Annotated in this window: 24 protein-coding genes and 1 pseudogene; 4 read left to right on the top strand and 21 right to left on the bottom strand. The window is 68.9% G+C overall.

Annotated elements, in window-relative coordinates; genetic code table 11:
* Positions 1 to 13: 13 nt before the first annotated feature.
* Together AC3A6X_RS11130 and AC3A6X_RS11125 are read right to left on the bottom strand one after the other, a co-directional pair.
* Positions 14 to 2,011: an aconitase family protein gene (locus AC3A6X_RS11130; RefSeq protein WP_487842216.1), complete on the bottom strand. Its 1,998-nt coding sequence runs from the start codon at positions 2,009 to 2,011 to the stop codon at positions 14 to 16.
* Between the two features lie 81 nt (positions 2,012 to 2,092).
* On the bottom strand, positions 2,093 to 2,980 hold the full coding sequence (locus AC3A6X_RS11125) for a LysR substrate-binding domain-containing protein (RefSeq protein ID WP_487842215.1): 888 nt from the start codon (positions 2,978 to 2,980) through the stop codon (positions 2,093 to 2,095).
* 110 nt (positions 2,981 to 3,090) lie between these two features.
* On the opposite strand from AC3A6X_RS11125, the gene AC3A6X_RS11120 reads away from it, so the two are divergent.
* Positions 3,091 to 4,320 carry an NAD(P)/FAD-dependent oxidoreductase gene (locus tag AC3A6X_RS11120; protein ID WP_309970274.1) on the top strand — a complete coding sequence of 410 codons (1,230 nt, stop codon included), beginning with the start codon at positions 3,091 to 3,093 and terminating at the stop codon, positions 4,318 to 4,320.
* Here the strand turns inward: AC3A6X_RS11120 and AC3A6X_RS11115 are convergent.
* The 3 genes from AC3A6X_RS11115 to AC3A6X_RS11105 all read right to left on the bottom strand — a co-directional run bounded on the left by AC3A6X_RS11115 (position 4,317) and on the right by AC3A6X_RS11105 (position 6,643).
* On the bottom strand, positions 4,317 to 4,556 hold the full coding sequence (locus AC3A6X_RS11115; RefSeq protein WP_487842214.1) for a hypothetical protein: 240 nt from the start codon (positions 4,554 to 4,556) through the stop codon (positions 4,317 to 4,319). The two genes, AC3A6X_RS11120 and AC3A6X_RS11115, sit on opposite strands and share 4 nt — an antisense overlap.
* 84 nt (positions 4,557 to 4,640) lie before the next feature.
* Entirely contained in the window at positions 4,641 to 6,101 is a 1,461-nt protein-coding gene (locus AC3A6X_RS11110) for a DHA2 family efflux MFS transporter permease subunit (RefSeq protein WP_487842213.1), read from the bottom strand.
* A gap of 200 nt (positions 6,102 to 6,301) precedes the next feature.
* A complete protein-coding gene (locus AC3A6X_RS11105) occupies positions 6,302 to 6,643 on the bottom strand; it encodes a hypothetical protein (protein WP_487842212.1) in 342 nt (113 codons plus the stop codon).
* A gap of 165 nt (positions 6,644 to 6,808) precedes the next feature.
* On the opposite strand from AC3A6X_RS11105, the gene AC3A6X_RS11100 reads away from it, so the two are divergent.
* Both AC3A6X_RS11100 and AC3A6X_RS11095 read left to right on the top strand, forming a co-directional pair.
* Positions 6,809 to 6,997, top strand: a complete 189-nt coding sequence (locus tag AC3A6X_RS11100; RefSeq protein WP_487842211.1) for a hypothetical protein — start codon at positions 6,809 to 6,811, stop codon at positions 6,995 to 6,997.
* A gap of 245 nt (positions 6,998 to 7,242) precedes the next feature.
* Positions 7,243 to 7,305, top strand: a pseudogene (locus AC3A6X_RS11095) (ESPR-type extended signal peptide-containing protein); the annotation flags it as partial.
* Positions 7,306 to 7,483: 178 nt separating this feature from the next.
* Here the strand turns inward: AC3A6X_RS11095 and AC3A6X_RS11090 are convergent.
* A complete protein-coding gene (locus AC3A6X_RS11090; RefSeq protein ID WP_487842443.1) occupies positions 7,484 to 7,936 on the bottom strand; it encodes a hypothetical protein in 453 nt (150 codons plus the stop codon).
* Here AC3A6X_RS11090 and AC3A6X_RS11085 point away from each other — a divergent pair.
* Positions 7,936 to 8,973, top strand: a complete 1,038-nt coding sequence (locus AC3A6X_RS11085; RefSeq protein WP_487842436.1) for an autotransporter domain-containing protein — start codon at positions 7,936 to 7,938, stop codon at positions 8,971 to 8,973. The two genes, AC3A6X_RS11090 and AC3A6X_RS11085, sit on opposite strands and share 1 nt — an antisense overlap.
* Before the next feature lie 37 nt (positions 8,974 to 9,010).
* Here AC3A6X_RS11085 and mnhG read toward each other — a convergent pair whose 3' ends face one another.
* The 15 genes from mnhG to rpsA all read right to left on the bottom strand — a co-directional run bounded on the left by mnhG (position 9,011) and on the right by rpsA (position 22,641).
* Positions 9,011 to 9,361 (bottom strand): monovalent cation/H(+) antiporter subunit G, encoded by a 351-nt coding sequence (mnhG, locus tag AC3A6X_RS11080; protein WP_487842210.1) that lies wholly within the window; start codon positions 9,359 to 9,361, stop codon positions 9,011 to 9,013.
* On the bottom strand, positions 9,358 to 9,636 hold the full coding sequence (locus tag AC3A6X_RS11075; RefSeq protein WP_487842209.1) for a K+/H+ antiporter subunit F: 279 nt from the start codon (positions 9,634 to 9,636) through the stop codon (positions 9,358 to 9,360). The genes mnhG and AC3A6X_RS11075 overlap by 4 nt, the downstream gene beginning before the upstream one ends.
* Positions 9,633 to 10,124, bottom strand: a complete 492-nt coding sequence (locus AC3A6X_RS11070) for a Na+/H+ antiporter subunit E (RefSeq protein ID WP_487842435.1) — start codon at positions 10,122 to 10,124, stop codon at positions 9,633 to 9,635. The genes AC3A6X_RS11075 and AC3A6X_RS11070 overlap by 4 nt, the downstream gene beginning before the upstream one ends.
* Positions 10,124 to 11,833: a monovalent cation/H+ antiporter subunit D gene (locus AC3A6X_RS11065; RefSeq protein ID WP_487842208.1), complete on the bottom strand. Its 1,710-nt coding sequence runs from the start codon at positions 11,831 to 11,833 to the stop codon at positions 10,124 to 10,126. Before AC3A6X_RS11065 ends, AC3A6X_RS11070 begins: the two co-directional genes overlap by 1 nt.
* Entirely contained in the window at positions 11,830 to 12,183 is a 354-nt protein-coding gene (locus tag AC3A6X_RS11060; RefSeq protein ID WP_487842207.1) for a Na+/H+ antiporter subunit C, read from the bottom strand. The genes AC3A6X_RS11065 and AC3A6X_RS11060 overlap by 4 nt, the downstream gene beginning before the upstream one ends.
* Entirely contained in the window at positions 12,183 to 15,122 is a 2,940-nt protein-coding gene (locus AC3A6X_RS11055) for a monovalent cation/H+ antiporter subunit A (RefSeq protein ID WP_487842206.1), read from the bottom strand. The genes AC3A6X_RS11060 and AC3A6X_RS11055 overlap by 1 nt, the downstream gene beginning before the upstream one ends.
* 43 nt (positions 15,123 to 15,165) lie before the next feature.
* Positions 15,166 to 15,537: a fluoride efflux transporter CrcB gene (crcB, locus tag AC3A6X_RS11050; RefSeq protein WP_487842205.1), complete on the bottom strand. Its 372-nt coding sequence runs from the start codon at positions 15,535 to 15,537 to the stop codon at positions 15,166 to 15,168.
* Positions 15,538 to 15,555: 18 nt separating this feature from the next.
* Positions 15,556 to 16,851 carry a TRAP transporter large permease gene (locus AC3A6X_RS11045; protein WP_487842434.1) on the bottom strand — a complete coding sequence of 432 codons (1,296 nt, stop codon included), beginning with the start codon at positions 16,849 to 16,851 and terminating at the stop codon, positions 15,556 to 15,558.
* A 34-nt stretch (positions 16,852 to 16,885) separates the two neighbouring features.
* A complete protein-coding gene (locus AC3A6X_RS11040) occupies positions 16,886 to 17,419 on the bottom strand; it encodes a TRAP transporter small permease (protein ID WP_487842204.1) in 534 nt (177 codons plus the stop codon).
* Between the two features lie 6 nt (positions 17,420 to 17,425).
* Positions 17,426 to 18,394: a TRAP transporter substrate-binding protein gene (locus tag AC3A6X_RS11035; protein ID WP_487842203.1), complete on the bottom strand. Its 969-nt coding sequence runs from the start codon at positions 18,392 to 18,394 to the stop codon at positions 17,426 to 17,428.
* Positions 18,395 to 18,568: 174 nt separating this feature from the next.
* The gene (locus tag AC3A6X_RS11030; RefSeq protein ID WP_487842202.1) at positions 18,569 to 18,925 is read right to left on the bottom strand and encodes a ComEA family DNA-binding protein; all 357 of its coding nucleotides are present in this window, start codon (positions 18,923 to 18,925) and stop codon (positions 18,569 to 18,571) included.
* A gap of 130 nt (positions 18,926 to 19,055) precedes the next feature.
* The gene (gene lapB, locus AC3A6X_RS11025; protein ID WP_487842201.1) at positions 19,056 to 20,240 is read right to left on the bottom strand and encodes a lipopolysaccharide assembly protein LapB; all 1,185 of its coding nucleotides are present in this window, start codon (positions 20,238 to 20,240) and stop codon (positions 19,056 to 19,058) included.
* Positions 20,230 to 20,544 (bottom strand): LapA family protein, encoded by a 315-nt coding sequence (locus tag AC3A6X_RS11020; protein ID WP_106555947.1) that lies wholly within the window; start codon positions 20,542 to 20,544, stop codon positions 20,230 to 20,232. The genes lapB and AC3A6X_RS11020 overlap by 11 nt, the downstream gene beginning before the upstream one ends.
* A gap of 32 nt (positions 20,545 to 20,576) precedes the next feature.
* On the bottom strand, positions 20,577 to 20,897 hold the full coding sequence (locus tag AC3A6X_RS11015) for an integration host factor subunit beta (protein ID WP_309970227.1): 321 nt from the start codon (positions 20,895 to 20,897) through the stop codon (positions 20,577 to 20,579).
* Between the two features lie 55 nt (positions 20,898 to 20,952).
* Positions 20,953 to 22,641: a 30S ribosomal protein S1 gene (gene rpsA, locus AC3A6X_RS11010; protein WP_068685144.1), complete on the bottom strand. Its 1,689-nt coding sequence runs from the start codon at positions 22,639 to 22,641 to the stop codon at positions 20,953 to 20,955.
* Between the last annotated feature and the right edge of the window lie 89 nt (positions 22,642 to 22,730).

Below are 22,730 nucleotides of genomic sequence, written 5' to 3'. Positions count from 1 at the left end.
TTGGATGTGGGGTTCATGCGTAGCGCCGCTGCAGTGCCTCGAAAGACAGCAACTCGCCGGCGATGGCACTGGCGGCGACTGTGGGCGGGCTCGCGAGCCAGACCTGGCCCGGCCCGCCGCGGCCGGGAAAGTTGCGGTTGATCGCGCTCACCGTGACCTGCTCGGCGTGCTCCGAGGTGCCGGGCCCGCAGTTGCCGCAGGCACCGCAGGAGGGCTGCAGGATGCGCGCGCCGACCCGCTCGAAGGCGTCGAGGTAGCCGCGCGCCACGCAGTGGTCGCGCACCGCCGTGGTCCCGAACTGGAGGTAGAGCGACACGTGCGCCGGAACCCGCAGGCCGCGGTCCGCGGCCCAGCGCAGCACCGTGTGGTAGTGGTCGAAGTCCTCGCGCTTGCCGGCCGTGCAGGAGCCGCCGTAGGCGATGTCGATGCGCACCGGTTCCTTCACCTCGGCCAGCGGCATGCCGTTGCCGGGGTCGCCGGGGCGGGCGACCATCGGCGGCACGGCGCCGCAGTCGATGCGCAGGGTCTCGGCGTAGTGCGCGCCGGCGTCGCTCTGCATCCAGTCCTCGAGTGCGAACGCGATGCCACGCCGCTCGCGCAGGAAGCGAACCGTTTCCGCATCGGGTGCGACGATGCCGGTGAAGCCGCCCATCTCGGCCGTCATGTTGGTGAGCGTGGCGCGCTCGTCGGTCGACAGCTGCGCGACGGCCTCGCCGCAGAACTCGAAGACCTTGCCCAGGCCGCTGCCGGCGCGCAGGCGCGGCTCGGCCAGCAGGTGCAGCACGATGTCCTTGGCGGTGACGCCGGGGCGCAGCGCGCCCTCGAGCACGATCCGGACCGACTCCGGCACGGTGAGGCGCACCGCGCCGGTCATGAAGGCGTTGGCCATGTCGGTGGTGCCGACGCCGAAGGCCACGCAGCCCAGCGCGCCGCTGTGCGGCGTGTGCGAGTCGGTGCCCACCACCAGCTGGCCCGGCAGCGCGTAGTGCTCGGCCATCATCGCGTGCGAGATGCCGGCGGCGTTGCTGCCGTCGTCGGCGCGGGCTTCATCCTCGGTCAGCGTGCGATGCGAGCGCAGGCCGTGCTCGGCGGCGAGGTCGCGCTGCGCCTCCACCATGCGATGCACGTTGGGCACCAGGCCCCCGCGCACGTGGGCGGGGCTTTCCTCGACGTAGGAAGTGTGGTCTTCGAAGACGACGATCGACGCCGGCTCGTGGAGCTGCAGCGCCCGGCCGAAGCTGGCGTGCAGCATGTGGGCCGCCATGCCGGTGTAGTACTCGTGGATGAAGCGCCAGTCGGCACGCACGAAGGCGCCTTCGCCGCGGGCCGGATGCGCTGCGATGAGTTCGGTGGCGAGGGCATGCCGCGCGACGATTTTCTCGAACAGGGTGCGTGGCCCTCCGGCGCCGGCCTCCGGCGCGCTTCGCACATCGCGCATGAAGCGCTGGCCGAAGCGAAGCAGGCCACCGCTCTCCAGGATGGCCGCCGCCAGCGCATCGCGGCCGGCGAGCAATTCGGCGAGCGGGATCGACTCGCCGGCGCGGATGCGCCGGATCAGCCCGAAGTCGGTGGAGGTGAAGAGGCCGATGTTGTCGGCGTTCTGGCGGTAGATGCGCTCGAAGCTCTCGGCGATGACGAGCCGCACTCCGGCCAACTTCTCCGCCGCCGGGCTGTGCTCGCGGGACGACCCCTTGCCATAGCGCTTGCCGGCGACCACGACCTCGATGCCGCTCGTGCGGATCGCATTCGTGCCGATCGGCAGCCTGTCGCCGGCCTTGAAGCCGGTGTAGGGATAGCGCCCGAGCTTGTCGTCGTAGTGCGTGAGGATGGGCAGCGGCGTGATCTCGTCGGTGGAGACGTCGTCGCGCAGGGGCAGGGCCTCGGCGAGCGCCGGCGTGTCGCCCGCCAGGCAGCGTTCGGCCACCTGGGGCGCCACGCCGAGGAACAGGATGCGGGGCGCGAAGCGAAGCGCGGAAGGGTTTTCGGCGGCGGCTGGCTGAACGGCTGGCATGCGGCATCTTCGCGGCCAGGCGGTGCGGCGGGAAGCGCCAAGACGGCAGACGGGGTCTCGCGAAATGCGAGAGCTGGGCCCTCAGGCGCGCAGCGCGTCGATCAGCGCGGCCACCGGCCGCGGCCGCGGCGTCTTGCGCAGCGCGTAGAGATGCAGTTCGCGCTGCGCCCAGGCCTCTGCCAGCGGCCGGCGCACGAAGCGCGGGCTTCCTGCGTAGGCCGCCGCGGCGCTCTGCGGGACCACCGCGATGCCCAGGCCCGCTTCGACCATGCGGCACACCGCGTCGAAGCTGCTGACCCACACGGCCGGGGTGAAGCTTTGCTGCAGCGCCTGTGCCCGTTCGTGCAGCCCGCGATCGAGGGCGCCGCCGCGATGGATGCCGATCAGCGGATGCGCCAGCAGCTCGGCGAAGGCCAGCGTCTTGCGTCGCGCGAGCGCGTGGCCGAGGGGCAGCACCACCTGGAGCGGATCGAGCGCGAAGCGCCAGGCGTCCAGGCCGGCGGGCACCGGCGTCTCGACGCCCACGCCCACGTCGGCGCGGTCGTCGAGGCAGGCGCGGATCACGTCGCGCGTGTCTTCCTCGTGCAGCGAAACTTCCACCCGCGGATGCGCTGCCATGAAGGCGCGCAGGCGCTCGGGCAGGAAGCCGATCACGGCCGACATGTTGGCGTAGAGCCGGACCGTGCCGCGCATCTCGCCGCCTTCGAGCTGCACCTCGCGCACCAGCGACTGCAGGTCCTCGTCGATGCGCTCGCCGCGCGCCAGCACCAGGCGGCCGGCATCGGTCAGGGCGATGCCGCGCGGCGAGCGCACGAAGAGGGCGGTGCCGAAGGCGTGCTCCAGGTCGGCGATGCGCCGGCTCAGGGCCGAGGGCGCGATGTGCTCGAGCTCGGCTCCGCGCACGATGGAGCCGGCCCGCGCGGTCGAGACGAAGAGGCGCAGGCTGTAGGCATCGATGCGGCGGGTCATGGGGCGCATCCTACGGGCGGACCCTCTGCAGCTCGCCGCCGCCGTGCAGGGGAAAACACGTAGGCGCCGAAGGGGACAAGGAGGGCGACACGCTGAAGGACAATCCATCCATGAGTTCAAGCCAAGACATCGTGATCATCGGTGGGGGCCACGCCGCCGCGCAGCTGTGCGCCGGCCTGGCCGAGGCGGGGCAGGGCGCCCGCGTCCACCTGGTGTGCGAGGAGGACAGCATCCCCTACCACCGCCCGCCGCTCTCCAAGACTTTTCTCAAGAGCCCCGAGGAGGCGCCGCAATTGCATCGCGCCGAGACCTGGTATGCCGAAGCCGGTATCACGCTGCACCTGGGCGATCCGGCGCTGGCGATCGACCGTGCCGCGCGCACCGTCACCTTGCGCTCCGGCGCCGTGCTGGGCTGGGAGCGGCTGGTGCTGGCCACCGGCACGCGTGCGCGCCGGCTGCCTGCGCTGGTGGGGCTGTCGAACGTCGCACTGCTGCGCGCGGCCGACGAGGCGGCGCAACTGCGCTCCATGCTTTCCGCGGCGCAGCAGGTCACGGTGCTGGGCGGCGGCTTCATCGGGCTGGAGGTGGCGGCCACGGCGCTTGGGTTGGGCAAGCGCGTCACCGTCCTGGAAAGCGCGCCGCGGCTGCTGAGCCGGGCCGTGTCGCCGGCGTTGTCCGAACATGTGCTGGCCACCCATCGCGCCGGGGGCATGGACATCCGCGTCGGTGCCAAGACCGGCGCCTGGCAGACCGAGGGCCAGCGCCTCGCGGCGATCGAGGTCGACGGCGAGGCGCTGCCCGTCGATCTGCTGATGGTCGGCATCGGCGCGGTGCCCGAGACCGCGCTCGCGCAGGCCGCCGGCCTCGAGTGCGCCGACGGCATCGTGGTCGATGCCTACATGCAGACCAGCGACGAGGCCGTGCTGGCGGTGGGCGATTGCACCCGCTTCCCGGACCGGCGCGCCGGCCAGGCGCTGCGGCTGGAATCGGTGCAAAACGCCAACGACCAGGCGCGCACCGCGGTGGCGACACTGACCGGCACGGCGCGGCCGCACGATGCGGTGCCTTGGTTCTGGTCAGACCAGGGCAGCCTGCGCCTGCAGATGGCGGGACTGGTGCCGGCCGAGGGCACGCCCGGCGCGAGCATGGTGCGCCGCCCCGGCGCGAATGCAGCAGCCTTCTCGCTGCTGCACTATGTCGACGGCGTGCTGCGCTGCGTCGAATCGGTCAACGCGCCGGTCGACCACATGATGAGCCGCAAGCTGCTGGAAGCGGGCCGCAGCCCCGACCCGGCGGTGGCTGCGGACCCCGCCGTACCCCTGAAGACACACCTGGCTTAGGTGCTGGCGGCTGCGGTGCGTTTGCTGCTGCGCTGTTCGGCCGCTGCGCTCTTGCGCAGCTCCGCATCCATGGCGCGCGTTCCGGCCGCGAGTGCGGCCTCGTAGGTGTCGGCTTCGTACTCGGCGGCCTTCAGTACCTTCTGCGGCGCGCCGCTGTCGTCGGTCTGCAGCAGCGTCCAGATGAAGGCTCCAGGCGCCGCCTCGTCGATGGTGAGCTTGATCGGAGGATGTTTCATGGCCCACTCATGGTGGGCGGCGCAGCCGCCGATTTCTGTAGGCGAAGTTCCCTCGTCGCGGCGGTTACATCATGAGTGGACGGCTCAGCCCGCGCGGCTCGCCTCGGCCGGCCGATCGCCGCTATCCACCGGCACCTGCGAACCGGCGCGCAGCAGCAGCGCACCCAGCAAGGCCGCCGCGCCCGCGAAGATGGCACCGACGACGAAGGCCAGCTGATAGCCGCCCACCAGCGCGACCAGCGGCCCGGCGCCGGCGGCCTGCATGCCCTCGGTGCGCGCCGAGGCCAGGCTCGCGAGCACCGCGAGGCCCAGCGCCCCGCCCATCATGAAGGCGGTGTTGACGATGCCCGAGGCCAGGCCCGATTCGCTGGGCGCCACGTCGCTCATCGCGACCAGCAGCATCGGGTTGAGCGCGATGCCGGCGCCCAGGCCGAGCAGGGTCATGCCGGGCATCACGTGCAGCAGGAAGCTGCCTTCTACCGGCGCGCCGGCAAAGAGCAGCAGCCCCGCCGCCGCCAGCAGCAGCCCGAAGGCCAGCGGCCCGCGGTTGCCGAAGCGCATCACCAGCTTGGCCGACAGCCCCAGCGAGAAGGCGGCCATGATCAGGTTGGCCGGCAGGAAGGCCAGCCCCACCTGCATCGGGGTGTAGCCCAGCACCAGCTGCAGGTAGAGCGCGGAGATGAAGAACCAGGCGAACATCGCGGCGGCCCACAGCACGCCCATCACGTTGGCGACGGCAACGTTGCGCAGGCCGAACAGGCGCAGCGGCATCAGCGGATGACGCACGCGGGCCTCGATGGCGATGAAGACGGCCAGCAGCAGCGCCGCGATGCCGAGCAGGCCCAGCGTCCGTGGGGAGGTCCAGCCGGCTTCGTTGCCGTTGACGATGGCGTAGACCGCCAGCATCAGCGACAGCGTGACCGTGAGCGCACCTCCAGCGTCCAGGCGCTCGCCGGCGGCATGGCCGGGCAGGTGCGGCAGCAGCGCCAGGCACAGCGCATAGACCGCCACGCCGATCGGCAGGTTGACCAGGAAGATCCAGTGCCAGCTCAGCGCATGCGTCAGCAGGCCGCCGAGCAGCACGCCGATGCTGCCGCCGCCGGCGCAGACGAAGCCATAGACGCCCATCGCCTTGGCGCGCTCGGCCGGCTCGGTGAACAGATTCATGATCAGCGACAGCGACACCGCCGAGACCACCGCGCCGCCCAGGCCCTGCACCGCGCGCGCCGCGATCAGCAGCGCCTGCGAGTTCGACAGGCCGCAGGCCAGCGAAGCCAAGGTGAACAGCGTGATGCCGGCGAGGAACAGCCGGCGGTGCCCGAACAAGTCGCCCAGCCGGCCGCCCAGCAGCAGGAAGCCGCCGAAGGTGAGCATGTAGGCATTGACCACCCAGACCAGCGAGGTCTCGCTGAAGCCGAGGTCGGTGCGGATCGAGGGCAGGGCGACGTTCACGATCGTGGTGTCGAGCACGATCATCAGCACGCCGAGGCACAGGACCATCAGCGCCAGCCAGCGTCGCCGCCCTTCGATGTGTTGCTGGTTCATGTTCTCTTTGACGTCCGCCGGCGAGCGCTCGGCGAATTGGTTTGTGGATGGTGTACACAAACCATAGCAAAGATGCTGGACGCCGTCCACATGCCCTAGGGAGATTCGTAGCCGCGGCGCACGCCGCGGCCGCTGCCCCCCTCGGGCTACCCCTGGTGTTGCACGGCTAGGCCCGCCTGCGCAGGCCGGCGGGTCCGCGCTCAGTAGCGGTAGGGATTGTTCGGACGGCGGTCGTAGTAGTTGGGCACGCCGTCACCGTCGCGATCGCGGTCGTAGCGGTTCGGCACGCCATCGCGGTCGCGGTCGCCCCAGCCGCGTTCGCGGTGGTAGTAACGGCGATCGTCGTGGCCGTAGTAGCGGCGATCGTCGTGGCCGTAGTAGCGCGGCTGTGGAGCGTAGTAGGCGCGCGGCGGTGGGGGCGGCGCCGGAACGACGATCACCCGGTTGTCGTAGCGGCCGTCATACGCCTGGGCCGGTGTGGTGGCGAGGGCGCCGAGGGAGAGCAGCGCGGCGGCACCAAGGGCGAAAGCGGTCTTTTTCATGTGAGCTCCTCAGGGTGGAACGAGTGACTACATCGTGCGCCGCCTCTGTGAAGCAGCGGTAAGCCGGAAGCGAAATCTTGTATAGCCGTGTGACGCTTTCGGCCCTACTGCAAAAGTAAACGCCGCCGTTGCAGTATTTGTTTACATGTAGCTAAAATGTATTACATGAACACGGATCGTGACAATTTCCACGACTGGGGGCGGGACAAACCCGACACCAGCTTCGACTCCATCAGCCGGCCCGAGTCCGTCGAGGATTCAGAACACGAGGCGGTCAGCTGGGCACGCCTGGCCATCTTCGCGCTGCTCGGCGTGGTCCTGGTCGCCGGCTTCAAGTGGTTCGCTGGCCTTTGAGGACCGGCCCGGCTACCCGAGGGCGTGCGCCTCGTCGACTTGGCGCGTGTGCGTGAAAGATCTCCCGCAATACCTGCAGGACCAGACGTGTGTGCTATCTGAACCATAGCGTTCAGACCACTAAAGTACACATTCGTAACCAGTTGTGTGATTTCCTTCCTTAGGCGATGAATACCTAAGACCTAAAGTCGAAAGTATTCAATTTCCGCTTCGGCGGGCTCGCTTGTAACTCGGAAGGTAACAAAATGAACTGCGTCTTCAGGATCGTCTGGAATTCGGCGAAGGGCTGCTGGGCCGTGGCTTCGGAGTTGGCAACCGGCGTCAGCAAGACATCGGCGAGCGGCAGCTCCCAGTCCCGTTCGCAGCTCGAGATGCCCAGGTTTCTGCGGGCCAAGGGACTGCAGGCGTGCATGGCCTTGGCGCTTCTCGCGCTTGCGGGGGTGGCGTCGGCGGCGAACTGCGGGAACGACAAGGACGTCGGCAATGCTACGTGTACGAGGCCGGATCATGGCCCGGCACCGGCACCGGCACCGGCACCGGCACCGGCACCGGCACCGGCTCCCGCACCAGCACCGACACCGGCACCCGCACCTGCACCGGCACCGGCACCGGCACCGGCACCGGCACCGGCTCCCGCACCAGCACCGACACCGGCACCGGCACCGGCTCCCGCACCAGCACCCGCACCTGCACCGGCTCCCGCACCAGCACCAGCACCTGCAGCGGCACCGGTACCGGCTCCCGCACCAGCACCAGCACCAGCACCAGCACCAGCACCAGCACCAGCACCAGCACCTGCACCTGCACCTGCGCCTGCGCCTGCGCCTGCACCTGCGCCTGCGCCTGCACCTGCACCTGCACCTGCACCTGCGCCTTCGCCTTCGCCTGCACCCGCAGCGGCGCCCGCAGCGGCGCCTGCGGCCGAAGCCGAGCCCGCAATCGTTTCGACCACCACCGGGGACACCGAGTCCAAGCCTCCGGAAGCCGAGACGACCGCCCAGGCCTCAGCGCCCGCAACCGCGCCGCCCCCTGCCCGGCCGGTCTATCGGACCGAAGTGCCGCTCTTCGCCGCGCTCCCTGCCCAGCTTCGGCAAGCCGATCTCGCGATGCTCGGCAACATGCACGGCCGCGCCGGCGACGCCGGTCCGGACCGCAGCGCCTGGGCGCGCGCGATCTACACCGACCTCGACGTGCGCCAGGCCGGGGGCGCTGCCCCGCAAAGCCGGGGCCACGTCGGCGGCGTGCAGGTGGGCGCCGACCTCCTGGCCGGCGGCAATTGGCGCGTCGGCGTCTACGTCGGGAGCCTGGACGGAAGCGCCGACGTGAGCGGCAACGCGAATGGCACCTTCGGCAGGGTCGGCACCACCGATCTGCAGTCGCGCTATCTCGCCGGCTATGCGAACTGGCACGACGCGGCCAGCGGCTGGTACGCCGAGGCGGTGCTGCAAGCCGGCCACCACCGCTACAACGCGCGACCGGATGGCAGCCTGCCGGTGTCGGGAAAGGCGCGCAGCGTATCGGCCTCGGTCGAGGCCGGCAAGTCCTTCGCGCTGAGCGAAAGCTGGAGCATCGAGCCACAGGTCCAGCTGATCCGCCAAAGAACACGCGTGGACGACGTGTCGATCAACGGCGCACTGGTCCAGCAGCATGCCGATGGCGGCTGGATCGGTCGCCTGGGGGTGCGGATCAAGGGCGACATGCCCACCGGCGCGGGCCGGCTGCAACCCTACGCGCGGTTCAATGTCTACCGCGCCAGCTCGGGCGCCGATGTGGTGGATTTCGTTGCCCCTGCCGCAGCCAACCGCGTGACCAGCGGCAGCGGCTACACCGCGACCGAAGTGGCAGGTGGACTCTCGCTGGCGCTCACGCCGGCGACCACGGTGTACGGCGAGATCGGCCGCACCTTCAGCGCGGGCGGCGACGCCCGGGTGAAGTCATTGGTGCAGGGGACGATCGGCCTGCGCGTGACCTGGTAGCCGTGCAGGCTCGAGGCGCGTGGGGTCGGGCGGTGGCTCACGCGCGCTCGGGCGGCACGTTATCGCCTTTCTGGCGCTCCCGGAACAGCGCGGCGCGCATCAGGAAGATGGTCGTCACCGGCGCGCTGAGGGCGACGAAGAACGCGATCAGCGCCGCATGCAGGAAGAGGTGCGCGCCCTGGACCGAAAAATAGACAGTCGTGGCCAGCGTGATGCACCAGGCGCCCAGCGTGGAGCCCAGCGTGGGCGCATGGATGCGCTGGAAGAAGGTGGGCAGCCGCACCAGCCCGAAGGAACCGATGGCGGCGAAGGCGGCGCCGGCGAGGGCGAGGACCGCGGTCAGGATCTCGGCCCACAGCGGCAGCGGGCCGGCGATGAAGTCGGTCATTCGATCACCTCGCCGCGCAGCAGGAACTTGGCGAGCGCCGTGGAGCCGACAAAGCCGAACAGCGCGATCAGCATCGCGGCCTCGAAGTACACGCTGCTCGCGTAGACGATGCCCAGCACCAGCATCATCAGCATGCCGTTGATGTAGAGGCAGTCCAGCGCCATCACGCGGTCCTGTGCGGTGGGACCGACGAGCAGGCGCGCCAGCGCGCAGAGCATGGCCACGGCGAGCAGCAGCAGCGCCAGCTTGAGGGCCCAGAGAAGTACCGGCGTCATGATTCGAAGATCTCCATCAGTGCGCGCTCGTAGCGGGTCTTGATCATGTCGATGAAGGCTGCCTCGTCGTCCTCGTGGAAGACGTGGATCAGCAGGGTCGAGCGGTCCAGCGCGATCTCGCCCCAGGCGGTGCCGGGGGTCAGGCAGAGGATCATCGCCAGCGCGGCGAGCGCGTTGGGGTCGCGGATGGCGAGCGGCACGCGCACGAAGCGGGGCGCCAGGTCGCGGCTGCGCCGGATGAGGAGGAGGCGCGCCACGGTGAGCGCCGAAGCGACCAGGTCGTAGGCCACCAGCCCGAACAGCCTGAGGACCAGCATCGGCTTGCGGATCTTCGCCTGGGCCGGCCGCAGGCTTTGCGTCAGCAGCGGGACCGCGATCGAGAGCAAGGCCGCGAGGAGCAGCGTGGCCGGATCCAGCGACTGGTTCAAGAGCAGCCACACGGCGAACAGCGCCAGCGACAGCGGCGGCGAGGGCAGCCAGCGTTTGATCATGGTGCCTTGTCTCCCGCAGGGGCGGTGGTGGGGCCGGGCCGCTGGCGCGCGCCGAACACGGCCTCGCGGTAGGCGCTGGGGGAGCGCAGCCCCTGGGCGGTGGCGCTGGCATGCTGCATCACGGGCTCGGCCATCAGCGTGAGGGCCAGGCAGGCGGCCAGCAGCGCCGCCACCGGCAGCACCTCGAGCGCGCGCAGCGCGGGCAGCGTCTGGTGCGGCTGGGTCCAGAAGTGGCGGATGCCGGTGCGGCTCAGCGCGATCAGCGTGAGAAAGCCGGAGACGAGCAGCAGCGCCGTGAAGGCCCAGTGGGCCGGCGTGAGTCCGCGCGCGCCGCCGAGCAGGCCCGAGAGCATCGCGAACTTGCCGACGAAGCCCGACAGCGGCGGCAGGCCCGCCAGCAGCAGCGTGCAGCCCAGGAAGCTGAGGCCGAGGAAGGCAATGCCGGCCGGAATGGCGCGGCCGTAGAGCGCCTGGGCGTCGTCGTCCAGGTTGACGTCGTCGAGGTGGCGCAGGTCTTCAGCGAGAAAGGGCGCACCGCCGGCGGCCTCGTGCGGCGCGATGCTCAGGCCGGCGTTGCGCCAGCGCTCGATCATGTCGATCAGCAGGAAGAAGGCGCTCACCGCCAGCGTGGAGCTCAACAGGTAGTAGAGCGCGCCGGCCCACACGGCCGGCTGCCCGAGCCCAATGGCCGCCAGCAGCGTGCCGGCCGACACCAGCACGCTGAAGCCCGCCAGGTTGGACAGCCGCTGCGTGCCGACGATGCCGAGCGCGCCGCAGAACAGCGTGGCCAGCCCGATCGCGACCAGCACGCCCTGGCCGAAGAGGGCCGAGCTGCCGGCGTCGGGTGCGAACAGCAGGCTCCACAGCCGCAGCACCGTGTAGACGCCCAGCTTGGTCAAGAGCGCGAAGACCGCGCCCACCGGCGACACCGCGGCGCTGTAGGCCGGCACCAGCCAGAAGTTGAGCGGCCAGGCGCCGGCCTTGGCGAAGAAAGCGGTGGCGAGGATGGCCGCGGCGGCATGCACCAGGCCGCGATCGGCCTGCGGCAGCTGGGCGATGCGCAGGCCGAGGTCGGCCATGTTGAGGGTGCCGGTCACGCCGTAGAGCAAGGCCGCGCCGACCAGGAACAGCGAGGAGGCCGCGAGGTTGATCGCCACATAGTGCAGTCCGGCCTGCACCCGCAACCGGCCGGAGCCGTGCAGCAGCAGACCGTAGGAGGCGGCCAGCATCACCTCGAAGAAGACGAAGAGGTTGAACAGGTCGCCGGTCAGGAAGGCGCCATTGAGGCCCATCAGTTGCAGCTGCAGCAGCGGATGGAAGTGCATCCCCGCGCGGTCCCAGCGCGAGGTGGAATAGATAGAGGCGCAGAAGGCGATGACGCCGGTGAGCGCGACCATCAGGGTCGAGAGCCGGTCGGCCACCAGCACGATGCCGAAGGGCGCGCGCCAGTTGCCGGGCAGGTAGACGCCGACCGAGCCCGGCCCGCCGCCGGTGCCGGCGGCATTGACCCAGCGCAGCAGCGCGAGCGCGGCGATGAGGCCCAGCAGGCCGGAGACCACGCTCAGGAAGGATTTGGCGCGGCGGCGCTGCTCGCCCATCAGCAGCATCAGCGCGGCCGTCAGGAGCGGCAGCAGGATCGGCACCGCGACCAGGTGCGGCATGCCGAACTCGAGCAGGCGGTCGAGGAAGGCGATGAGCCGCGTCATTCCGCGACCTCCTTCTTCTCCTGGCCGTCCACGTGGTCGGTGCCGCTGAGCCCGCGGGAGGCCAGCAGCACGACCAGGAACAGCGCCGTCATCGCGAAGCCGATCACGATGGCTGTGAGCACCAGCGCCTGCGGCATCGGGTCGGCCGTGTTGGCCAGTGTGGCGGCGATGCCGGGAATCAGCACCGGCTCGCTGTCGATCTTGACGCGGCCCATGCTGAAGATGAAGAGGTTGACCGCGTAGGAGATCAGCGTGAGGCCCATGATCACCTGGAAGGTGCGCGGGCGCAGCAGCAGGTACACGCCCGAGCCGGTGAGGATGCCGATGGCGATGGCCAGCACGGCTTCCATCAGGCGGCGCCCTTCGCTTCGAGCGCGGCGCGCTCGGCTTCCTTCTCTGCCTGTTCGTCGGCCCAGCGGTGGCTGCGGATGGATTGGTGCGCCAGCGCCGTGAGGATCAGCATCGTCGCCCCCAGCACCAGCGCGAACACGCCGATGTCGAAGAACAGCGCGCTTGGCACATGCACCTCGCCCAGCACTGGCAGGTGCAGATGCGCAGTGTGCGTGGTGAGGAAGGGGTAGCCGAAAACCAGCGCACCCGAGCCGGTCGCCAGCGCCAGCAGCAGGCCGGTGGCAATCCAGCGGCGCGGGTAGATGCGCAGATGCTCCTCCACCCATTCGGCGCCCGAGACGATGAACTGCAGCAGGAGCGCCACCGACATCACCAGCCCGGCGACGAAGCCGCCGCCCGGCTGGTTGTGGCCGCGCATGAAGAAGTAGACCGATACCAGCACCGCGAGCGGCAGCAGGAAGCGCACCAGCACGGCCGGCACCATCAGGTAGCCGACGGCTGTGTCCGGCGCGCGGCGCGGGTTCAGCAGGTCGCTGCTGCCGTCGTCGGGCTGCGCCCGCTGCTGTGCGGGCAGGGCCATGGATTCGGGCGCGGGGCGAAAGCGCCGCAGCAGCGCATAGACCGTCAGCGCCACGATGCCGAGCACGGTGATCTCGCCGAAGGTGTCGAAGCCGCGGAAGTCGACCAGCATCACATTGACCACGTTGGTGCCGCCGCCTTCGGGCAGCGCGTGCTCGAGGAAGAAGGGCGAGATGCTCTGCGGGAAGGGCCGCGTCATCATGATCCAGGCGAGCGCCGCCATGCCGCCGCCCGCCGCGGCTGCCACGAGCAGATCGCGCCCGCGTCGGCCCCAGGGCCGCATCCGCGCGCGCATCGGCTGCGGCTTGGCGAGGCGCATCGGCAGCCAGCGCAGGCCGAGCAGGATCAGCACCGTGGTCACGGTCTCGACCACCAGTTGCGTCAGCGCGAGGTCGGGCGCCGAGAACCAGATGTAGGTGGTGCAGCACACCAGGCCCGCGCCCGAGGCCAGCATCAGCGAGGCCAGGCGATGGAACTTGGCCTGCCAGGCGGCCGCCAGCGCGCAGGTGCAGCCGATCACCCAGGTCATGGCGAACATCGGCGAGAAGGGCAGCGGTTCGCGCGCGCCGGGCGCCGCCGGCGCGAGCCACAGCGAGGCGCCGGCCCCGGCCAGGGCCACCGCGATCAGTAGCAGCAACTGCGCCTGCAGGCGCCGCGTGCCCAGCAGGCGCCGGCTGCGCCGGCCGACCTCGCTGAGGCGGGCCAGCAGGTTCTCGAACAGGCGCTGGCCGTCGATGCGATGCAGGATTGGGGTGAACTGGAGCGCGCCGCGCGCGCGACCGCGACGATGCAACAGGTAGAGCGCGGCGCCGCCGACCAGCGCGAGGAAGCTCATCGCCAACGGCAGGTTGAAGCCATGCCACACAGCCAGGCTGTACTCGGGCAGCACGCCGCCGACCACCGGCATCGCCGCGGTGGCGAGGAAGGCGCCCACCGACCATGCCGGCGCCACGCCCACCACCAGGCAGATCAGCACCAGGAGTTCGGCCGGCACGCTCATCCAGCGCGGCGGCTCGTGCGGCTGCTTCGGCACCTCCGGCCCGGGGGGCGGGCCGAAGAAGACGTCGAACACGAAGCGGGCCGAGTACGCCACGCTGAAGACGCCGGCCAGCGTCGCGAGCACCGGCAGGCTGCGGTTGACCCACGGCGTCGCCTGGATGAAGACCGTCTCGGCGAAGAACATCTCCTTCGAGAGGAAGCCGTTGAGCAGCGGCACGCCCGCCATCGAGGCGCTGGCGATGATGGCCAGCGTGCCGGTGATGGGCATGAGCTTGAGCAGGCCGCTGAGCTTGCGGATGTCGCGCGTGCCGCTCTCGTGGTCGATGATGCCGGCCGCCATGAACAGCGAGGCCTTGAAGGTCGCATGGTTCATCACGTGGAAGACGGCCGCGACCGCAGCGAGCGGGCTGTTGAGCCCGAGCAGCAGCGTGATGAGCCCGAGGTGCGAGATGGTCGAGTAGGCGAGCAGCGCCTTGAGGTCGCGCTGGAACATGGCGACGTAGCCCCCCAGCAGGAGCGTGGCGGCGCCGGCGCCGCCCACCAGCCAGAACCAGAGCTCGGTGCCGGAGAGCACCGGCCACAGCCGCGCCATCAGGAAGACGCCGAGCTTCACCATCGTGGCCGAGTGCAGGTAGGCCGAGACCGGCGTGGGCGCCGCCATCGCGCGCGGGAGCCAGAAGTGAAAGGGGAATTGAGCGCTCTTGGTGAAGGCGCCGAGCAGGACCAGCACCAGCACCAGCGGATAGAGCCGGTTGGCGCGGATCTGATCGCCCGAAGCCAGCACCGCGTCGAGCTCGTAGCTGCCCACGATGCGGCCCAGCACCAGCACGCCGGCCAGCAGGCACAGCCCGCCCGCGCCGGTGACCGTGAGCGCCATGCGCGCGCCGCGCCGCGCGTCGCGCCGGTGGTTCCAGTAGCCGATCAGCAGAAAGGAGAACAGGCTGGTGAGTTCCCAGAACAGCACCATCTGGATCAGGTTGCCCGAGAGCACCACGCCCACCATCGACCCCATGAAGGCGAGGAAGAAGGAGAAGAAGCGCGGCACCGGGTCGGAGGACGACATGTAGTAGCGCGCATAGAGCACCACCAGCGCGCCGATGCCGAGCACCAGCATGCAGAACAGCCAGGCGAAGCCGTCCATGCGGAACACGAGGTTGAGGCCCAGCGAGGGAATCCAGCGGATCTCTTCGCGGATCACGTCGCCCGCGGCGAGGCGGGGGAAGAACCATGCTGCCTGCACCGCGCAGCCCAGCGCGACCAGGCCTGCCAGCGTCGATTCCCGGTTGCGCGCATTCGACGGCAGCAGGGCCGCGATCACACTGGCAACGAAGGGAAGTGCGACGAGGAGGGCAAGGGGCATCGCGGTCGATTCTATCGACCGCCTCTCCTGCAAGGCCCTTCGCTCAGGCGCTGAGCTGATGCACCGTGCGGATGCCGAGCCAGGTGAGCATCAGCGATCCGGCGACGTGCAATGCGGCGGTGCCGAGGGCCAGGCCCAGGCGCTCGTTCATCAGCATCGAGACGACCTCGGCCGAGAAGCTGGAGAAGGTGGTGAGGCCACCGAGAAAGCCGGTGATCAGCAGCAGACGCCAGACCGGATCGAGTTGCGGCATCGCCTGGAACGTGGCCACGGCGATGCCGATCAGATAGCCGCCGATGAGGTTGGACGCGAGCGTGCCGTAGGGGAAGGCGGTGGTCGTGAGCCAGAGGCTCAGGCCCCAGCGGGCCAGCGCGCCCAGCGAGGCGCCGAAGCAGATGGCAAGTACGGGCAGCACGGCGCGGATTCTAGGTGCTCACTTCTCCACGCCCATCACCGTGTTGGGCAGCACCGTCACGATGCTCGGGAACACGGTGATCAGCGCGATGCACAGCACCAGGCAGAAGAAGAAGGGGATCGCGGCCTTGGCGATCACGTTGCTGTCCTTGCCGGTCATGTTCTGCAGCACGAAGAGGTTGAAGCCCACCGGCGGCGTGACCTCGGCGATCTCGACCAGCAGCACGACGAAGATGCCGAACCAGATGAGATCGAAGCCGGCTTTCTGGATCATGGGCAGCACCACCGCGCTGGTCAGCACGATCATCGAGATGCCGTCGAGCGCGGTGCCGAGCACCAGGTACACCAGCACCAGCGCGCCGATCAGTGCGTAGGGCGACAGGTGCATGCTGTCCACCCACTCGGCCAGCTCGCGCGGGATGCCGGTGAAGGCCATGGTCTTGGTCAGGAAGGCGGCGCCGGCCAGGATGAACATGATCATGCAACTGGTGCGCGTGGCGCCCATGATGCCGTCCTTGAAGTTCTGCCAGGTGAGGCTGCGGCCCCAGGCTGCGATGGCCAGCGAGCCGAGCACGCCGAAGGCCGCGCACTCGGTGGCCGTGGCCCAGCCGGCGACCAGCACCCAGACGATGAAGACGATCAGCAGGCCGCAGGGGATCAGGTTGCCGGAGAGGCGGATCTTCTCCCGCAAGCTCGTCGGCGGATCGGCCGGCGGCACCTGGTCGGGATGGCGCAGGCTCCACCAGCCGATATAGCCCGAGAACAGCAGCATCAACAGGAAACCCGGCAGGAACCCGGCCAGGAAGATGCGGATGATCGACGCGTCCGCCGCCACCGCGTACACCACCATGGTGATGGATGGCGGAATGAGGATGCCCAGCGTGCCGGCGGTGGCGAGCGAGCCGATGGCGAGCTTCTCGTTGTAGCCGCGCCGCTTGAGCTCGGGCAGCGCGACCTTGGCGATGGTGGCGCAGGTCGCGGCCGAGGAGCCCGAGACCGAGCCGAACACGCCGCAGCCGAGGATGGTGGTGTGCATCAGCCGGCCCGGCACGCGGTTGAGCCAGGGCCTGAGGCCTTCGAACATCTCTTCGCTCAGCTTGGTGCGAAACAGGATCTCGCCCATCCAGATGAAGAGGGGCAGCGCCGCGAGCTCCCAGCTGGCGTTGCTTTCCCAGAAGGCCGAGAACAGGTTCTTGCCGGGCAGGGTGTTGGTGAAGAAAGCCTGGCCGACCCAGCCGACGATGGCCAGCGTCATCGCGATCCAGACGCCGCCCGCCAGCAGCACGAGCATGATGGCGAGCAGCAGTGCGCCCATGAGGAGGGTGTCGAGCACGGGAGTCCTTGTTGATCTAGATGTCGGACGAGAAGTCGCCGGCGGCGTGGCGCTCTTCGACCGCGCGCTGGTAGCTCGGCTTCTCGCCGCGCACCACGCCGACGAGCTCGTCGATCATGGCGATGAGCAGCAGCCAGCAGCCGATGACGAAGGTTGATTGCGGAATCCAGATCGGGATCACGAGCAGGCCGGTCGCCATCTCGGCGAACTCGTAGCTTTCCCAGGTGAAGCTGGTGGCCCAGTACGTGAGGTAGGCCACCGAGACGGCCGCGATCAGCAGGCAGAAGACGTCGAGCGCGCGCCGCAGCTTGGGGCGCACCGAGTCCAGCAGCAGCGTCACGCGCACGAAGTCGCCGTGCCGGAAGGCATGTGCCATCGCGAAGAAGGAGGCCGCGGCGCACAGCCACGCGACGGCATCGTTCATGCCGCTCACGTGCCAGTTCATCTGGCGGCCGACGCCGGCCACGACCATCAGCACGAAGATCAGGAACACGCAGAACGCGCCGAGCGCGCCTGCGCCGAGGTACAGACGGTCGAGCCAGCGGCGCATGGTTGTCTACTTCTTCTTGTAGGTGTCGACGATGGCTTGCCCGTCGGCACCGGCGGCCTTGAGCCAGTCGGCCTGCATGATGCCGCCGACCTGGCGCATGTCGGCGTCGAGCTTGGGCGAGGGCTGGTGGATCTTCATGCCGCGCTCGGCCAAGAGGCGCTTGTACTCGTCGTTCTTTTCCTGCGCGACCTTCCAGCCGCGTGCTTCGGCATCCGCCGCCGCTTTGGTCACGGCCGCCTTGGCGGCGGGATCGAGTGCGTCGAAGGCCTTGGCGTTGACCAGGATCGCGTTCTTCGGGATCCAGGCCCGCGTGTCGTAGAAGTTCTTGATGTGCTCGTAGGTCTTGGTGTCGTAGCCGGTGGACCCGGAGCTCATGTAGCTCTCGATCACGCCGGTCGCCATCGCGGCGCTCAGTTCGGCCTGCTGGATCTGCACCGGCTGCGCGCCGATCAGCTCGGCGATCTTGGCCGTGGCCGGGCTGTAGGCGCGCCACTTGATGCCGCGCAGGTCGGCCACCGAGCCGATCTCTTTCTTCACGTAGATGCCCTGCGGCGCCCAGGGCACCATGAACAGCACCTTGATGCCCTGCGCGGCGAGCAGCTTCTCCATCGCGGGCTTGGAGGCCTCGTACAGCTTCTTCGCCTCGGGGTAGGTGGTGGCGAGGAAGGGCACGCCGTCCAGCGCGTAGATCGGGTTCTCGTTGGCGAAGTTGGCCAGCAGGATCTCGCCGGCCTGGGCCTGGCCGCTCTGCACGGCACGCTTGATCTCGGGCGCCTTGAAGAGCGATGCGTTGGCGTGCACGGTGATCTTGACCTTGCCGCCGGTGGCCGCATCCACGTCCTTTGCGAACTGGGTGATGTTCTCGGTGTGGTAGTTGGTGGCCGGGTAGGCCGTGGGCAGGTCCCACTTGGTTTGCGCGAAGGCCGCTGCGCCGAGGGTGAGGCCGGCGAGGGCGATGCCGAACTTGCGATTCATGGGCTCTCCAAACGTACGGATGTGAAAAGGCGTCGGGGAGCATACGTGCAAATATCGGGCCACTGCGTGGGGCTTTCCCCTGACGGCGCCGCCCGGCGCGTGAGGCAGCCGCTCGCAAAAAAGCCGCCCGGGGGCGGCTTTCGGTTGGCAGTGCGGTGCGGCCGCACGCAGCGCTCAGGGCTTCGCGTCGGCCTTCTTTGCCGAGCCTTCGGCCTTTTCCTTCTTCGACTCGGCCTTGGCGACCTTGGCTGCCGGCGCCGTGCCGCCGAAGCTCTGGCCGTTGACCGTCAGGCCCTCGGTCGACAGCTTGGCGGCCGCCTTTTCCTTCACGCCCTTGACCCGGCTCATGAGGTCGGGCCAGTCCTTGAAGTCTCCACCCTTCTTCCGCTCGTCGATGATGCGCTTGGAGAGCGACGGGCCCACGCCCCGGATCGCATCGAGCTCGGCATCGCTCGCCTTGTTGGCATCGACGGCCGCCCACGAAGCAGCGGCAAACAGCATGGCCATGACGGCCAGTATCTTCTTCAACATTCTTGAAATTTCCCTGTCAACGTTGTGAAAGGGACGCTCCTCGCGTCCCGCCGCATGCGGATTGCATGCGGCGATGGATTTGAACGAGAAGTTCGCGAACGGTGTTGTCGTTGCGACAATTTGAGGGATTTCAGAGCTCTTCCACGCGGCGCGGCGGATAGCTGTCCCAGGCCTGGCAGCCCGGGCAATGCCAGAAATGCTGGTGGGCTTCGAAGCCGCAGGCGGCGCACCGGTAACGCATCAGCGGCCGCGTGGCCTGGTCCAGGGTGCGCTGCACGGGCTGGCGGTACTGCTCGTGCGCGAAGCGCTCGCCGGCCAGCCAGCGCGAGGCAGCCACGAGCGAGGGCTGATGGCTCAGGTGGGCGATGTAGCCGTCGCGCGGCTCCGGCGGGCTCGAGGCTTCGGCCGCGAGATCGTCGGGGAGCATCGGCGTGCCGCCGAGCGCCATGATGGCTTCGAGCACGTCGATGGAGGGCGACTCGGCATAGCGCCGCTGCAACGTGAGCAGCGCTTCGCCGCCGCGCTGCGAGGCGACCGCGGCCTGCTGCAGCATGGCGGCATAGAGCGGCAACGCCAACGGGGCGGTCTCGCACAGGGCTGTGAGCGTGTCGTAGGCGCCGGCGGAGTCGCCGTTGCGCAACTGCAGCGCGGCGGTGTCGATGGCCGGCCGCGGCGCCTGCGGGGCCAGGATGACGGCTTGTTCCAGCAGTTGGGCCGCGCTCTGGACATCGCCGGCGGCGACTTGTTCCGCAGCCCGCTCGCAGAGATGGTGGGCGCGGCGCACGCTGTAGCTCGCCTGTTCGGCCTCGTCGAGCTTCTGCGCCACCGCCGCGGCCTGGGTCCACTCGCGCGAGCGCTCGTAGATGGCCAGCAGCGCCAGCCGTGACTCGTTCTCGTAGCGGGTGCCTTCGAGCTTCTGCAGCGCAGCCTCGGCGCGGTCGAGCAGGCCTGCACGCAGGAAGTCCTGCGCCAGCGCATGCTGTGCCCGGTCGCGATCGGCACGGCTCAGGTCGCCGCGGCCCAGCAGGTGCTCGTGCACGCGCACGGCGCGCTGGTACTCGCCGCGGCGGCGGAACAGGTTGCCGAGCGCGAAGTGCAGCTCCTGGGTGTCGGGGTCGTTCTGCACGGCCTCGATGAAGGCATCGATGGCCTGGTCCTGCTGCTCGTTGAGCAGGAAGTTGAGGCCGCGGAAGTAGGCCTTGGGCGCCTGCCGGTTCTCGATGCGCAGCTGCCGAAGGTCGAAGCGCGAGGCCAGCCAGCCCAGGATGAATGCGAGGGGCAGGCCGAGCAGCAGCCAGCTGAAATCAAAGTCCATGTTGGCGCACGGCGGGAAGGTCGGTGGCGGCTGCTGGTGGCGTGGCCGCGGCGCTTGCTGCAGGCGGGACGGGCGAGGCTGGCAGCTGGGCCGCGGCGCTGCGGTGCTTCCACCAGCCCGGCAGCATGCCGAGCGCGCCCACCACCAGTCCACCGGCAAAGGCGGCGAGCACGACAAGCACCAGCGGGGCGCGCCAGGAGGTGCCGAAAAAGAAGTAGACGGTGGCGTCGTGCTGGTTGTTCAGCGCGAAAGCGAAGAGGGTAAAAAAAATGGCTGCCTTGAGCAGCCACAGGAGATATTTCATGCGCGTCCCCGTTGGCGGGGGAATTCTATGCTTCAGCCTTCGCGCTGACGCTGCTCGGCATCCAGCTCCGCCGTGCGCGCGTCGACCGCTTCGCGCAGGGCCTTGCCCGGCTTGAAGTGCGGCACGCGCTTCTCGGGGATCTGCACGCTTTCGCCCGAACGCGGGTTGCGCCCGATGCGCGGCGGGCGCCGGTTCACCGTGAAGCTGCCGAAGCCGCGGATCTCGATGCGGTGCCCGCGCACCAGCGCGTCGCTCATGGCGTCAAGAATGGTCTTGACGGCGTATTCGGCGTCGCGGTGCGTGAGTTGCGCGAAGCGGGCGGCTAATTCCTCAACAAGGTCTGAACGAGTCATGTAACAGGCGAAAACACGGCAAGGGCTTCGCCCTCGCCGTGTCCTTCTGTTTCTATTATTTTTCGTTGTTGGAGTCGAGCTTCGCGCGCAGCAGGGCGCCCAGGCTGGTCGTGCCCGCGTTCTCGCGTGCCGACTGCTGGCTCAGGTTGGCCATCGCGCCTTGCTCGTCGGCCAGGTCCTTCTGCTTGATCGACAGCTGGATGTTGCGGGTCTTGCGATCCACGTTGACCACCACGGCCGTGACTTCGTCGCCTTCCTTGAGCACGTTGCGGGCATCTTCCACGCGGTCGCGGGAGATCTCGCTGGCGCGCAGATAGCCGATGATGTCGTCGCCCAGGTCGATCTCGGCGCCGCGCGGGTCGACGGTCTTGACCTTGCCGGTCACGATCTGGCCCTTGTCATTCACCGTGGTGAAGGTGGTGAAGGGGTCGCTGTCGAGCTGCTTGATGCCCAGGCTGATGCGCTCGCGGTCGACGTCGACGGCCAGCACGATCGCCTCGACTTCCTGGCCCTTCTTGTAGTTGCGCACGGCGGTTTCGCCGGGCTCGTTCCACGAGAGGTCGGACAGGTGCACCAGGCCGTCGATGCCGGCAGCCAGGCCCACGAACACGCCGAAGTCGGTGATCGACTTGATCGGGCCCTTGACGCGGTCGCCGCGCTTGGTGTTCTGCGCGAATTCCTGCCACGGGTTGGCCTTGCACTGCTTCATGCCCAGGCTGATGCGGCGCTTGTCCTCGTCGATCTCAAGGACCATGACTTCGACTTCGTCGCCCAGCGAGACGATCTTGTTGGGGGCGATGTTCTTGTTGGTCCAGTCCATCTCGGACACGTGCACCAGGCCTTCGATGCCGGGCTCGAGTTCGACGAACGCGCCGTAGTCGGCGATGTTCGTGACCTTGCCGAACAGGCGCGTGCCTTGCGGGTAGCGGCGCGAGACGCCCATCCACGGGTCGTCGCCCATCTGCTTGAGGCCCAGCGAGACGCGGTTCTTCTCGGTGTCGAACTTGAGGATCTTGGCCGTGATTTCCTGGCCGGCCTGCACCACCTCGCTCGGGTGGCGGACACGGCGCCAGGCCATGTCGGTGATGTGCAGCAGGCCGTCGATGCCGCCGAGGTCGACGAACGCACCGTACTCGGTGATGTTCTTGACCACGCCGCGCACGACTGCGCCTTCCTTCAGGGTTTCCATCAGCTTGGCGCGCTCTTCGCCCATGCTGGCCTCGACCACGGCGCGGCGCGAGAGCACCACATTGTTGCGCTTGCGATCGAGCTTGATGACCTTGAATTCGAGGGTCTTGTTCTCGTAGGGGGTCAGGTCCTTGATCGGACGGGTGTCGATCAGCGAACCCGGCAGGAAGGCGCGGATGCCGTTGACCAGCACGGTGAGACCGCCCTTGACCTTGCCGCTCGTCGTGCCGGTGACGAAGTCGCCGGATTCGAGGGCCTTCTCGAGGGCGAGCCACGAAGCCAGACGCTTGGCGGTGTCGCGCGAGAGGATGGTGTCGCCGTAGCCGTTTTCAACGCTGCCGATGGCAACGGAAACGAAATCGCCGGCCTGGACTTCGAGTTCGCCCTTGTCGTTCTTGAACTCCTCGATCGGCACGTAGGCTTCGGACTTGAGGCCTGCGTTCACGACGACGTGGTTGTGTTCGACGCGCACGACTTCGGCGGTGATGACCTCGCCGCTGCGCATTTCGGAACGCTTCAGGGATTCTTCGAACAGGTCGGCAAAAGATTCAGACATGTGTCATTTCCTTCCGTCACGCAGGGTTTGCAGCCGCAAATGCAAGATCGCGGGGCGGCTGGCTGGGTCTGGAGACGGCGGTTGGTGGG

This window comes from Variovorax sp. Soil_C_12, from assembly GCF_057657375.1.
This window is presented reverse-complemented; position numbering and strand designations above follow the sequence as displayed.